Below are 13,631 nucleotides of genomic sequence, written 5' to 3' on the forward strand. Positions count from 1 at the left end.
CGTCTCGGACGACCGGACGACGGACTGCCGAGCATTACGAAATCTTCGAGAAATCCTGGTGGAATGACTCAAAGCAAATCAGTAAAGAACAAGTGGAAGCCGGTAGAAGCCTATTGGTCGGCCCGCGAGTTCCGCCAGGACAGCGGCAGACTGATTCCAATGATCGAGAAATTTTACATTGAAGCACATCCCGACGGAAAAGCACCCGGCACAGGGGAAGTGACGTCATGGCGGGAAAGCGTATACTGGCTGGCTTCCGTGCTGGATCGCCTCGGCCTCGACCAGGTCTGGATGTTCATAGAGTACCGTGTCACCCCGGAAATGAATCCTATCGACGTCGTCTTAGCGGGCTTTCACCCGGACGGCCACCCGAGCTACGCGGTCATTGAATTGAAGCAATGGAGCAAGGTCGAACGCCCGAAGCCTGAGGTTCCTCACGGTCTATGCGCAGCCTGTCGCCGAGCAGGAAACTTATTCATATGCGATAAGTGCACTCTCGGAAAAGTGTACGTAGATGACTACGGAAAGCACAAGAAACATCCGGCGGTACAGGTTTACGAGAACATGCTGGCGCTCAAAACACACCACAGCATCTTCGATGACCGCTACGTAAACCTTGTCGGCGCGTCATATCTACACAACCTCAAGAATCAAGATTCCCAATGGGTCAAGAATGTTTACCCGCACCCCGGGGTGCCAACGTTCACGGCGCGATTTCCAGCCGAGCTCGAGGAGTTTCTCAAGGGAAATTTCAGCAGCGAATCGGGCGCAAAAGCAACCGAAGGCCTACTTGAACAGCAGCGCTCCTCTTCCCTGATCGAGCCAGATGTCGGGGCGATCGTGAATGGCCACACTCGATTCAGCCTCGTGGAAAATCAGCTGACTGCGGTGAAGAGAGTGACTGAGGCGCTTGCTGAGACGTCGAGCGCTGGAGCAAAAAAGGCATTCGTCATCAGCGGCCGCGCCGGCAGCGGGAAATCCCTGGTTGGGCTCACCCTGCTCGGCCAGTCGCTCAGCGCCGGGCGCAAGGCCCGTTACGTATCCGGCGGAGTCGCGTCACGTGAGACGTTCAAACGTGCCTCCGAAGGGCGGCGCAACGCTTTCACCACGCTGAACAATATCGCCGACAACACCAAGTCAGACGAACTAGACCTAATTCTCTGCGATGAGGCACACCGGCTGACAGAGCGACCAATGAAGGGCTCGTACTCCATGAGGCCCGGCGAGTCGTCGGTATCGGTGATCGTGACTCGGGCGAAGGTTCCGGTATTTTTCATAGACGGTGATCAGCGCTTGTTTTTGGACGAGGTCTGGTCACCAGAGGCACTCATCGACGAGCTCCAGCAACTTGGCGTGGAGATCGTGCCGATCACTCTGGATCGCGTGCTCCGCGCTGTCGGCAGTACGACCTACGACACATGGGTTCGGCATTTGCTCGCCGGCGACCCGCTGCCATGGAAGCCCGATGGCGAGGACGACCCTGAACCGTTCCAGCTCTTCTACTCCGACAAAGCCGCTGTCATGGAACGGTTCCTCCGAGAAAAGGAGAATGCAGGAAGAACCGCTCGGATGTGCGCCGGCATCTGCTGGAAGTGGGAGGACCGGAGCGGAACTGACCCGGAGGTTAACCCGGAACCAGGTTGGGCACGCCCGTGGAACGCCGGCGACCAGCACAACACACCCGGAGTGCCGAAACGAAGGTACTGGGCCACCGAATCCGGTGGATTCGGACAGATCGGCTGCGTCCACACCGCGCAAGGCCTCGAGTACGAGTGGGGTGGCGTGATCATGGGGCCCGATCTCACCTGGAACGGCGATGGCTGGGAAGTTCACCGCGAGCACGTGCTGAGCAAGGCCAGCAGGATCCGTACGGACGATGACCTCGCACGCGCGATCCGAAACGCGTACGGGGTGCTCATGAACCGTTCGATCCGCGGTACCGTGCTCTACTCGGTCGACCCGGCCACAAGAGGGCTCTTCGCCGACCTCGGCGTTGAGAAACTGTGACAGACAGAACCATACGGAATGTGTACTTGTGTCGTCGAAAGCCCGTTGAGATGAAGAGTGGCGAGCAATGAAGCGGCAACGGACGCTCCCGATCCTTGACGATGGTGCCCGCGTCAATTCCAAATCGTCCCCGGCGGGCGCACTTGAGTACCGCCGCCCGCGGCGGCGTACGGCGACCTATCCAGTTGAACAGTGAACCAAAAGCAAAACCTTTCGTTGCATGCGTCATGAGATCGATGACCGTACTGCGGATTAGTGGTGACCTTGCGTTCGCCGCGGTAGCGCGGTGAGATATCAGTTCGTCCGTGTCAGAGGTGAGCGATCGATGGTCAGCTAGAAACGGGCAGCCGCGCGCCTGTGAAACGAAACCGTGGCGAAAGCCTACGGAATGTTCATAATCCAGGGCGGATTGTTCCGACGTACCGCCCGATGACCGCAGCGGCACATGCCGAGGTCGCGGGTCCCGCGTGGTGCGAGCCAGGCCTGGACCTGGGCGGCGGCCGCTTCCCTCTTTCGGGTCGAGTCATCGGTGAAGGGCACGTTTGACACGTTGGTGCCTGGGGTCTCGACGCTGACCAAGCTGGTGCGCTACTAATCCCTCTACTGGGCGCTCGCGGACATCGCAGGGCGAGAAGGCAGGAAAACGTCGTGGTCGACCAGGTCGCCGAAAGCGCGCGGCGATGCGGTCGATCAGCTGGTCTTCTCGCCGGGCCGGTCGTGCGCCAGTGCGAGTTCCATCCGCCCCATACCGCACCAAACCCGCGAGAGCTTAACTCCGGCGGCCCTTGCTGAGCGAATCTGCTAGGCGGCAAGGAAGTCTTCCTCACCGACCAACGCGGCGTGGGCGGGTCTCGGGACACTGCGGAACCGTGCGCAGGGACAGAGCCAGACGGCGGCCCCGCATATTCGCCAGCCGGTGTAGCGAGATCGGTTACGGCCCGGATCGACCTGCGACGGACGCGTGATGGCCCTTCCGGAGGGAAGGGCCATCACGCCTCAGAGGAATCCGGTCGTCAAGAACCGGACCCCGGATAGCTGTCCCGCACGGCGAAGGTCACTTCGCCCACCAGTGCGCGGGCAGCGTCCAGCGCGTTGTGAAGCGTGTCGATGTCGCATTCCGTTCCGTGCCGCCGGAGTTCGATCAGCGACACGGCACAGGTGAGGGCGCTGTCGACCGCGGCCATCAGTGGATCACCGGACATCCGCAACACGCCCCGGGCCCGTTCGACTGCGTCGACGGCACGCCCCACCTCGCTGCGGGTTCCGACGAACTGCTCTTGCCACAGTGCCGATTCTTCTTGTCGTACGGCCACACCGTCACACTCCCACCAAGGCCATGACTCCGAGTCCCAGCAAGATCACGCCCACCACCGAATCCAACGATCGCTTGACCCGCGGCCGGTTCAGGAACGGGTGGAGACTGCCGGCCGCGAAGGCGAACCCGAACAACCACAGGGCGCTCACCGTGACGTAGATGGCGAAGAGCACGAGTTCCGCGCCCAGTGCCGACGCGGCCGAGCCCGGGAGGAACTGCGGAAGAATCGACAGGTAGAACAGGCCGATCTTCGGGTTCAGGCAGTTCATGAGCAGCCCGCGCAGGAAGAAGCCCGTACTCCCGCGATCTTCGTGTTTCGGCTCGGACGCGGCCGCCGTCACCGCGGACCGCAAGGCCGTGATGCCGAGCCAGATCAGGTAGGCCGCACCGATCACGGTCACGATCCGGAAGGCCACGCTGCCGTTGGCCAGCAGCGCGGCCAGCCCGGCGACCGAAGCGACGCCCCACAGGACGATGCCGAGCAGGACGCCGCCGGCGGTGCGCACCGCCGCCGGACGTCCCGCGGCGGCACTCGTCTGGAGCAGCAACGCCTGATCCGGCCCCGGCACGATGACGATGACCGCGGCCGCGGCGGTGAAAGCGAGCAAAGTAGCTGTCGTCAAGCGGTCCCCCCGCGTTGTTCACTCACGAGTAGTTCATCGAGCGTCGCGGTAGATCCACTGCAGGATCGCGACCGCGCTGCCGTACTTCATCCGCGCCTGTTCCCAGGCGATCGATCGGTCCCCGTCGAGCACCGAGCCCTTGACCTCGTCACCGCGGTGCGCGGGCAGGTCGTGCATGAACACCGCGTTCGGCCACCGGGCCATGACTTCGTCGTCCACGTGGAACGGACGGAAGTCCTCCCGCCAGTCCGCGCTCGGCTTGGCCGTCCCCGTGGTCTGCCACCGAGTCGTGTAGACGACGTCGGCGGTGATGTCGACGGCGTCGAGGTCGTGGGTCTCGAGGAAACGGGATCCCGAGGCCGCGCCCTTTTCCTGCAACGAACCGAGCAGCGCGGCGTCGAGCCCGTAACCCTTCGGCGTGGCGAAAACCACTGTGACGCCACGATAGGTGCTCAAGATCTTTCCCAGCGCCACGGCCGTGTTGTTCCCTTCGCCGACATACAGCACCGACAGGCCGTCCACCTGGCCGAAGTGCCGAAGCATCGACGCCGCGTCGCAGACGCCTTGAGTCGGATGTTCCTGCGCCGCCATCGCGTTCACGACCGGCAAACCGCTGCTATGAGCGACCAGTCGCATGTCCTCCAGCGGGCCCGCGGTGCGCATCACCAGACCGTCGAGCATCGCGCCGAACATCCGGCCGGTGTCGTGCAGGGACTCGCCGGTGTTGAGCTGGAGATCGTTGGGGCCGTAAGGGATGACCGAGGCCCCGAGCCGTAACGCGGCCGTGGTGAACGCTGTCCGCGTGCGCGTCGAGGTCTTGGCGAAGTAGACGCCGAGAACCTTGCCGGAAAGCCGTTGTGCCAACGGTTCCGGCCGGTCGAGCACGCCGGCGGAGCGCTCGACGATTCCGTGCAGGTCCTCGGTGTCGACGTCATCGAGAGAAAGAAAACCGACCATGCTGTGCACCCCCGTCAGATCAAGACCAGCGAATTGTCAACGACCCGCGTCGAGCGCACCTCGGGGAATTCCCACTCCGCCCTCGACGTGAGTTCCTTCGCGCGGCGCCAGCCCGGCGAATAGATCGTGTCCTCGTAACGATCGCCGCCGTCGGGACAGACGACGACCACATGCTCGGCGCCGAGACCCTCGCCGATCCACCGCAGGGCACCGGCGACCGCGGCGCCCGAACTGCCGCCGACCCGGACGCCCAGTTCGTTCGCGACCCAGTCGCACGCGGCCACCGCCTCGGCCGCGGTCACCTTCACGTTCAGGCAATCCCGCCCGTCGACGAACGACGAGGTGCGGCTCGCGCCGATCCCGTTGAGGCTGCGGGACGCCGGCGGGCCGCCGAGCGCCACCGAGCCCACCTCGTCCACCGCGACGCAACGCCAGGGCAGGCTGTTGTGCTCGACGTAGTCGGTGAACCCGCGCACCGTCCCCCCGGTCGACACGCCGAGGAAGACATCGAGTTCTCCGTGCGGGACCGCGGAAGCGATCTCCGGAGCGGTCCCCTCGGAATGCGCGCGGGGATTGGCCGGGTTCTCGTACTGGTTCGGCCACACGAGCAGGTCTTCGACCGCCATCCGGTCACGGATGTAGGCCAGCCGGGAAAGCAGGTAGCCGCCCGTCTCGTCGGGATCCGTCACTTCCACGATCTTCGCGTCCGCGCTCCGCATCTGCCGCACGAGCTTGCGCGACGTCCGCGGGTCGACGACCGCGGTGAACTCCACCCCGCAGATCTGGGAGTACCTGGCCAACGCGACACCGAGATTCCCGGACGTCGACTCGATGATCCCGCCGCAGAGCATCCCCGATTCGAAGATCGAGGAGAGCAGGGAGTACGCCACTCTGTCCTTGATGGACCCGAACGGGTTCTCCTGTTCCAGTTTCAGCCAGAGATTCGTCGTTCTGCCGCGATATCTCGTCACGGCGTTCAGCATCGGGGTCCGCCCCGGCACCGGGCCGTGCAGTTCACTCGGCAACGTCTTCCCCTCCCCCTTGCACCAGCTCACTGGTCACGTCCGGTTCGACCGATCTCCATGGGTCACGCCCCTAGCCCAGATATGGCTGCCGTCGCAGAACGGCTTCTGCAGTGAACGCCCGCAACGGCAGAGCGCGATGGTCTTTCGCTGCGGATCTATCGCCTCGTCGGTCTGACTGCGCAGGTCGTAGTCGCCGCGGATGATGACCGGCCCGTCCTCGCACACCACGACCGTGGCCGGAGTGGGCTTCTGCACCGCGGCCCCGTTCCGGTCCGGTTCCCGGGCGCCCATCAACCGGCCGCCGATGCCACGACACGGAGAGAGGACTCCCCCCGTTCCCAGGAGGACAGCAGGTACTCGTTGGCCCGTGCGCCCAGTTCGGCCGTCACCACGGCGCCGAAGACCAGGTCGGACAGTTCACGCGGGTTGTCCCGCACGAACTTGCCGCACATGTCGTAGGCGGCGAGCTGCTCGTGGACGGCGTCGGCCACGATGTGCTCCTGGAAGAACAACCACGAGTCGTCCGACCCGTTCAACCGCTGCAGACCGTTCCGGAAATTGCGATTCACGTAGTGGGAGCCGATTTCCGTCATCGCGAGGTTTCCGAGCAGCGCTCCACGGTGACGACCATAGGTTCCGAAATAGGATATCACGTTGACGTTCGCGAGCGAACAAGCCGGAACATCCTCGAAATACGCGCCGAATTCGGTGCGCATGCCGAGCTCGGCGAGGGTCAGCTCGAACAACTGGGAATGCAGGCGACCCGGAATTCCGCCGCCGTACTCGTCGGCCTGGATTTCCACCAGGGCGGGTTTACCACCGCCGCGCACCCGCGGGATGACGAGGCTGTGGTGGTCCGCCTCCATGAGACTGTAGACGGACCGGTACATGAGGAACTCTTGGAACTGCTCCATCGTGGCGTCCTGCTTGAGATACCGCGAAAGAGACCGCCCCGGGCTCGGTTTCCCGAGTTCCATCAAGAACCCGGGGAGCTTGTCCACGTCCACCACCGGAAGCGGACCGGCGGTTTCCCGCAGTTCACGGGCGAAGCGGGCTTCGAGCCGCTTGCGCAACTCGACCAGCGAGGTATCCCATTCCCAGGTCTGCGCCGCTTCGCCGAAAAGGCAGTACTGGGGGCCGTAGCACAAGAACAAACTCAGCTGCAGGTCCTCGTCGGAAATGGCGTCCACATAGGTCGCCGAAATGGCTCCCAGGATTGATTCGTCGCCGTCCTCCGGAGGACGCTGGAAGACACGGACGAGGATTTCGCTCACCGGACCGCGATGGTTGGGCAACCGCACCTGAACTCCCTGAATCGATGGCGGTGGAACTTCCGGATCACACGAGCTCCAGCGCCTGCCCGATGTCCGCGCCGCTCGCCCGGCGCAGGACCGCGCCGAACAGCGCCACATCGAGAATGCCGAGCCCGAACGGGTTCACGACGACGTAGCCGGTGTCCGGCCGCTCCGCGACGGTGTCGCCGGCGAGCAGTTCGCCGAGCGTCGCGGTGATCGAGGGCCGGTCTTCCCGCACCTTCGCCGCGATTCGCCCCTCATTGACCAGACGGCCCAAGGGACGCCGGGGGTTTTCGACGATCAGCTGGACGTCGTCCACGAACAAGGCGGACGCGCCGGTCAGGACTTCGTCGGTCAGATCGCCGAGCGAGACGTTGACCAGTAGCGACCCGGGCCGCACCCAGTCCGGCTGGACGTACCCCTCGGCGACGGTGGTCAGGAACAACGTCGTTTCCGCGGCGGCCATCGCCTCGGCCGGTGTGGCCGCGACGGAGAACGAGACTCCCGGATGCCGTGCGGCGAGTTCGGCGGCGAGACTTTCCGCCACCGGCCCCCGCACGTCGCACAGGGTGATCCGGCTCAGCTCCGGGCATCGCGTGAGGAGCAGGGCGAGATGCACCCGCGCCTGAGTCCCGCACCCGACGACGGCCAGCGAGCGCGTCGCCCGGTATCCGGCGGCTTCGACGGCGATCGCGGTGACGGCGGCCGTCCGCACTGCGCTGAGCACGCCGACCTCCATCACCGCGGTGACCCTTGCGGTCCGCGGGTCGAAGCAGAGTCCGAGCCCACCGGCCCTTTCCAGGCCGAACTCCGGATTCGACACGCTGGCGTTGATGATCTTCATGCCGTAGGCGCCCTCGGCGCCGTTCTCGAGCACCGCCCCCGGCATGCCGATCGAGCGGCTGTAGGCGCCGTGCCGGTTGGTCCAGGACAGGTACGCCTCGCTCGGCAGGATCGTCCGGCCGAGGTGATGACTCACCAGCGCGTCCTTGACCGCGGCCACGACGTCGATCCCCGCCAGGCACTCGACGACGTCGGCCCGGCTGAGGAACCGCACCGATTCCGGGGCGGGCCTCGCGAGGACGTCGGCGAGCCACAGGTTTTCCATCTTTCCTCCCGACGATCTGGTCACGAGTTCCACAGCTCCCGGTACCACTGGGCGAGGCTCAGCACGGTCTCCAGCGGGTTGCGCCGGAGCTGGGTGTCGAAGTAGCCGTCCGGCCTGCTCAGCAACTCGCGCAGCGCGCCCGCGTCGACGATGTCCAGCGCCGGCGAACGGTTCTCCGCGAGGAGGGTGCCGACGCGCCGTCGCAGATCCTGTTCGTACCGGGTGTCGGCGGTGGTCGGATATGGGCTCTTTTTCCTGCCGAGGACCGAATCGGGCAGCAGACCGGCCGCCGCACCGCGGAGCACGCCCTTTTCCCTGCCGTCGTAGGTCTTGATCTTCCACGGGATGTTGTGCACGTACTCGACCAGGCGGTGATCGCAGAAGGGCACCCGCACTTCGAGTCCGGCGGCCATGCTGAGCCGGTCCTTGCGATCCAGCAGCACCGGCAACCAGCGCGTGAGGTGCAGATGACCGAATTCGCGCATTCGCCGGTCTTCGGCGTCTTCTCCCGGCAGGTACTCGACCTCGCCGATCGCCTGCCGGTAGCGGTCGGCCCGGTACTCGCCGAACCGCGTGTGCTCGCGGAACTCGGTGGTCAGCATGTGCTCGGGGACGAACTGCATGGTGCTGAGCCAGGGAAAGTCCGCCGTGGCGACGACCTCGGGATCGTGGAACCAGTTGTAGCCGCCGAACACCTCGTCCGCGGACTCACCGGACAGCGCGACGGTCGACTGCTCGCGGATGGCCGAGAAGAGCAGGTACAGCGAGGTGTCGACGTCGCCGAAGGTGAGCGGGAGGTCGTGCGCACCGAGTACCGCGTCCCGGTTCCCGTCCTGGGTGAGGGCTTCGTCCGGCAGCTCGATGGTCCGATGTGCCGTCCCGAGATGTTCGGCGACCTGGAGGGCGTACGGATTGTCCCGTTCCGGCCGGAAGGCACTGGCGCGGAAGTGTTCGGCGCTGTCGACGAAGTCGACCGAGAACGACCGGACCGGTCCTTCGCCCGCCTCGTCGAGGACGGCCGTGGCGATGGCGGTCAGCGCGCTCGAATCCAGGCCACCGGAGAGCAGGGTGCACAGCGGAACGTCGGTGATCAACTGCCTGCGCACGATGTCGATGAGCAGCTCGCGGACGTGGGCGGCCGTGTCCGGGATGTCCTGCTCGTGCGGAGCGGTCGGCAGTTTCCAGTACCGGGACAGCCTGCTGCCGTTGCCGTCGACGGTGAGGACGTGCCCCGGCGGCACCTCGTAGAGGTCGTGGAACGGCGTCACGCCGGGGGTCTTGACCAGGCCCAGCAGATCGGCGAGCCCCTGGTGATCGAGCCGGGCGGTGAACTCCGGATGGGCGAGTACCGCCTTCGGTTCGGACCCGAACAACACGGCGTCGCCGGACCGGGCGTAGTAGAGGGGTTTGACGCCCAGCCGGTCGCGGACCAGGAGCAGCCTCCGCACGCGCGGATCCCACAGCGCGAAGGCGAACATCCCGTTGAGGCTTTCGACGAAGCTCTCGCCCCATTCCAGATAGGCGTTGAGCACCACCTCGGTGTCGCCGTGGGTGCGGAAGACGTGGCCGCGTGAGGCCAGTTCCACCCTCAGTTCACGGAAGTTGTAGACCTCACCGCTGTAGCAGAGCACGGCGTGCGGATCCTCGGGCGCACCCGCGACCATCGGCTGCACACCGCGGCGCACGTCGAGGATGGCCAGCCTGCGGTGCCCGAGTCCCACATACCGGTCCGACCACAGCCGTTCGTCATCCGGCCCGCGGCGGGCCAGCGTGCGGGTCATGCGTTCGAGATCCGCTTCTTTCCACTCGTTGGGACGGCTGAGATCGATCCAGCCGGCGATTCCGCACATGACGCTCCCTGTCTTAGAGGCATGCTGGGTCTGCTCGATTCCCTCGTACGCTGCCACGACGAGTCGTTCACCCTGGCGACACGTGCTATTGGCTCGGCGCGACGGGGTGGACGAAAGAGGGTGTTTGACCGACCATGTCGGCGATATAGTGCAGACGAACGCACGACGACAACTGCCGGTAATTCATCTGGTCGAGGACTGTACTCAGCGCCCAACAGGGCCCGTACCGCCACCAGAGTGACGTCGCCGGCGATGGAGACAAAGGTCGCTTTGTCTCGCCGGACAACTTGCGTGAAGTTGGCGTTTAGTGCTAAACTTCGTCGGCGCTCTAATCGCCATGGGGACACAAGGGGATCATCGACTGAGTTCATTTCCTGGGGAGGAATTGTCCTTGATCATCAACAGCAGCGATCGGTTGCGCCTGGTGCAGCACGCAGGCGACGAGATCCGCGACCAGCAGCGGAGCCTGCCCGACAAAGGCTTCTACCTGCGAAAACTATCCGAGACGTGGCAGCGGGCCGGACGGACCGACACCTACGCCGGCCTCCCGGAGTACTCCTTTGCCCGATTCGAGAAGCTCGGCACCACCAGTAAGCATCGCCTCAAGAAAACCCCTTATGAATTCCTGGCAGCGCCTATCGACGCGGCGGCAAAATATTATGAAACGACCGGGACCACCGGACTGCCGACGCCGACTCCCCGACTGGCGGAGGACATAATCTGGAACACCGTTTCGGTGGCCGAAGCCTGGCGCGATCTGTTGCCGGATAATGAACGCGTATTGATTATGCTGCCGTCGGACATCGTTCCCGTGGCGGACCTTATCGTCGGTGTCTGCGAGTACCTCGGGCGCCCCCACACACGGGCCTATCCGTTCGCCACCGGGATCTCCGACTGGGACCGGCTGATCGGGCTGTGCCGCTCCTTCCGGCCGACCACCGTTTTCGCCGCGCCCGGAGTGGCATTGCAGTTCAGCAGACTGGTCAAACAACGCGGGCTATTGGCGGAACTGAGCGCCGACGTGAATCGGATGATGCTGCTCGGCGAAGTCAGCACCGCGCCGTTCCGGGCCCGCCTCGGGCGGTGGTGGGACGCCTCCGCGCTGGACGCGAGTTACGGCAGCACGGAGACCGGCACCCTGGCCGCCGGCTGCGCCAGGGACCGCCTGCACCTGCTGACCGCCACCAACTACTTCGAACTCGCCGACGACGACGGTACGGTCCGCCCGCTGCCGGAATCCGGCGCCGGACGGCTCGTGGTCACCCCGCTCAACCTGCATGCCCGGTGCGTGCTGCGCCTGGACACCGGAGACGACGTGCGCTTGGGCGCCCAGTGCGACTGCGGTGACCGCGCCCCGGTGATCGAAGTGGTCGGACGCGGTTCCGACGCCGTGGCCGTGCGCGGTGCGAAGCTCACCGTGCGCGCGGTCGAAGAGGTGGTCTACGGCGAGACCGAGGCGACCGGCTATCTGATGGAGACCGACGCCCCCGGCGCGTTCGCCCGCTTGATCCTGGAACGGGACGTGCACTGGGACCGGGCCGGGGAAGCCACGATGGCCGACCGCCTCCAGCATTCGTCCCGGGAGGTGCTCGGCCTGGAATGGGACGAGGTGCTCTTCGTCAACCAGCTGCCCGCGAGCACCAAGAGCGGCGCGTCTCAAAAGAGCTGGAAGCGCTCCAACTTCCGTGTAGTGGGAGCGCGCGGATGACCGCGCGCCTCGCTCCCCACGCGCCGAAGGGGATCGCCGTCACCACCGGTGAAGCCGACCTGTGGTGCACCTACGCCGCGGTTCGCGCGGCCGCATGGCTGGACCGGACCGGCGATCTGCCCGGTCGCGCGGCCACGATCGGCTACCTGAGCAGCCGGCGCAACACCGATGGCGGGTACGCCTGGAGCAAAGGCATGGCCTCCGACGCGTGGGCGACGTTCTACTGCACCCAGGCGATGGCCGAACTCGGCGCCGAGATCCCCGAGCTCGACGCGACGCGGGGCTGGCTGCGCGAGACCTGGTCAGGTGACGCGTACGCGATGCTGCCCGGCCAGGCGCCCGACGTCTGGGCCACGCACTTCTCGGTGCGCAGCGTGGTCGAACTGTGCGGGGACGCCCCGCCGGACCTCGATCGGCTGGTGAGCTGGCTTCGCGCCTTGCAGGCGCCGGACGGTGGCCTCGGCTGGTCGCCGGAGCACGCCGGTGCCGCTGATTCCGACGTCCGCGCCTGCTTCTACGGGGTGATGTCCTGGCGGGCGCTGCGGACCGTGGACCCGGAGCTGGCGCTTCCCTGGGACGGTCCCGCGCTCGTGCGCTGGTTGCGGGATCAGCAACAGGCCGAAGGCGGTTTCCGGTTCGGTCCGTCGGCGGACATCCCGTGCCTGTGGGCCACCTATCGGGCGACGGCCGCGCTGGATGCGCTGGGCGCGGCCCCGGCGGAGAAACAGTCTTGCCTCGACTGGGTGCTGGACCGCCGCACGGCCGACGGCGCGTTCGTCCGCTGGGCCGGTTACGACGTGGCCGACGTCTGGGCTTCGTTCTGCGCGATCGGCTCGGTGCGGTCGCTGGGCGCGGACACCGGCCCGCACGCCGGGCCCGTGCTGCGCAGGCTGCACGAGCTCTCCTGCCCCGCCGGCGGTTTCACCTACCGCGAACCCGATCAGGCCGGGGACGCGCTGAGCACCGCGGCGACCGCTTTGACGACGGCGGCCGACGACCCGCGGCAGGAGCAGTGGCGCACCTGGCTCGCCGGATGCCGTCTGCCGAACGAGGGCGGGGTCATGTACATGCCCGCCCGGGGCAGCGAAGTGCGGTGCACCCTGTGGGCGCTCGCCGCGGGGGCGGCCGACGCCGACCCCACCGCGCCGGCCGGAATCGCGGACTGGCTGGCGGATCTGCAGAACCCGGACGGTGGCTTCGGCTACTGGGAAGGCCGGGGATCGGATCTGGTCTCCACCGCGGCGGCGGTGGAAGCGTTGCGGCTGCTCGGGATTCCGGTCTCCGAGGTGCTGGACACCACGCGCCTGGCGGAGTTCGTCCTGGGCTGCCGTGACGAACAGGGCCATCGGCACGTCCCGGGGGCGCCTCCCACGCTCAGGGCCGGGCTGCAGGCGTTGCGGATCCGGGAAGAACTGGGCCAGGACACGGCCGGCGAGCTGGCCGCCCTGCTCGAACGCCACCGGGTGTCCAGTGGCGGGTTCGCCAACGTCGGTTCGCGCATGCCGGACCTGCTGAGCACCTACGAAGCCGTGGTGACCGCGGACCGGCAGGGAATCTTCGTGGATTTCGCCCGGCTGACCGTCTTCCTCGACCGGCTCGTCCGGCCGGAGGGCATCGGGTGGACCCCGCTCGCGCCGACCGGCGGCGGCGCGCTGGCCGACTGCCTCGGCTCACTGCTCCGCGAACGGATCGAGGGACGCCGCGCGGACCTGCCCGCGCTCACCCTGTCCTGAAGGAAAACCC

Annotated in this window: 11 protein-coding genes; 3 read left to right on the forward strand and 8 right to left on the reverse strand. The window is 66.1% G+C overall.

Annotated elements, in window-relative coordinates; translation table 11 throughout:
• Positions 1–63 precede the first annotated feature (63 nt).
• Positions 64–2,007 (forward strand): DNA/RNA helicase domain-containing protein, encoded by a 1,944-nt coding sequence (locus ACSMFO_RS04870; RefSeq protein ID WP_436457118.1) that lies wholly within the window; start codon positions 64–66, stop codon positions 2,005–2,007.
• Positions 2,008–3,020: 1,013 nt separating this feature from the next.
• Here ACSMFO_RS04870 and ACSMFO_RS04875 read toward each other — a convergent pair.
• From ACSMFO_RS04875 to asnB, 8 genes are read right to left on the reverse strand one after another with little or no spacing between them, the layout of a single operon-like run.
• Positions 3,021–3,320 (reverse strand): hypothetical protein, encoded by a 300-nt coding sequence (locus tag ACSMFO_RS04875; protein WP_143202308.1) that lies wholly within the window; start codon positions 3,318–3,320, stop codon positions 3,021–3,023.
• Positions 3,321–3,324: 4 nt separating this feature from the next.
• Positions 3,325–3,945, reverse strand: a complete 621-nt coding sequence (locus ACSMFO_RS04880; protein WP_436457119.1) for a LysE family translocator — start codon at positions 3,943–3,945, stop codon at positions 3,325–3,327.
• A 33-nt stretch (positions 3,946–3,978) separates the two neighbouring features.
• On the reverse strand, positions 3,979–4,902 hold the full coding sequence (locus tag ACSMFO_RS04885) for an ornithine carbamoyltransferase (RefSeq protein ID WP_436457120.1): 924 nt from the start codon (positions 4,900–4,902) through the stop codon (positions 3,979–3,981).
• A 14-nt stretch (positions 4,903–4,916) separates the two neighbouring features.
• A complete protein-coding gene (locus ACSMFO_RS04890) occupies positions 4,917–5,927 on the reverse strand; it encodes a pyridoxal-phosphate dependent enzyme (protein ID WP_436457121.1) in 1,011 nt (336 codons plus the stop codon).
• A 33-nt stretch (positions 5,928–5,960) separates the two neighbouring features.
• Positions 5,961–6,218: a CDGSH iron-sulfur domain-containing protein gene (locus tag ACSMFO_RS04895; protein WP_436457122.1), complete on the reverse strand. Its 258-nt coding sequence runs from the start codon at positions 6,216–6,218 to the stop codon at positions 5,961–5,963.
• On the reverse strand, positions 6,218–7,228 hold the full coding sequence (locus ACSMFO_RS04900) for an iron-containing redox enzyme family protein (protein WP_436457123.1): 1,011 nt from the start codon (positions 7,226–7,228) through the stop codon (positions 6,218–6,220). The genes ACSMFO_RS04895 and ACSMFO_RS04900 overlap by 1 nt, the downstream gene beginning before the upstream one ends.
• 37 nt (positions 7,229–7,265) lie before the next feature.
• The gene (locus ACSMFO_RS04905) at positions 7,266–8,330 is read right to left on the reverse strand and encodes an ornithine cyclodeaminase (protein ID WP_436457124.1); all 1,065 of its coding nucleotides are present in this window, start codon (positions 8,328–8,330) and stop codon (positions 7,266–7,268) included.
• A gap of 20 nt (positions 8,331–8,350) precedes the next feature.
• Positions 8,351–10,180: an asparagine synthase (glutamine-hydrolyzing) gene (gene asnB / locus ACSMFO_RS04910; RefSeq protein ID WP_436457125.1), complete on the reverse strand. Its 1,830-nt coding sequence runs from the start codon at positions 10,178–10,180 to the stop codon at positions 8,351–8,353.
• Positions 10,181–10,571: 391 nt separating this feature from the next.
• On the opposite strand from asnB, the gene ACSMFO_RS04915 reads away from it, so the two are divergent.
• Both ACSMFO_RS04915 and ACSMFO_RS04920 read left to right on the forward strand, forming a co-directional pair.
• Positions 10,572–11,888, forward strand: a complete 1,317-nt coding sequence (locus ACSMFO_RS04915; protein ID WP_436457126.1) for a phenylacetate--CoA ligase family protein — start codon at positions 10,572–10,574, stop codon at positions 11,886–11,888.
• Positions 11,885–13,621 carry a prenyltransferase/squalene oxidase repeat-containing protein gene (locus ACSMFO_RS04920; RefSeq protein ID WP_436457127.1) on the forward strand — a complete coding sequence of 579 codons (1,737 nt, stop codon included), beginning with the start codon at positions 11,885–11,887 and terminating at the stop codon, positions 13,619–13,621. The genes ACSMFO_RS04915 and ACSMFO_RS04920 overlap by 4 nt, the downstream gene beginning before the upstream one ends.
• The last annotated feature ends 10 nt before the right edge of the window (positions 13,622–13,631 follow it).

Origin of the sequence: Amycolatopsis sp. w19 (genome assembly GCF_051373225.1) — a bacterium.
GTDB lineage: Bacteria > Actinomycetota > Actinomycetes > Mycobacteriales > Pseudonocardiaceae > Amycolatopsis > Amycolatopsis japonica.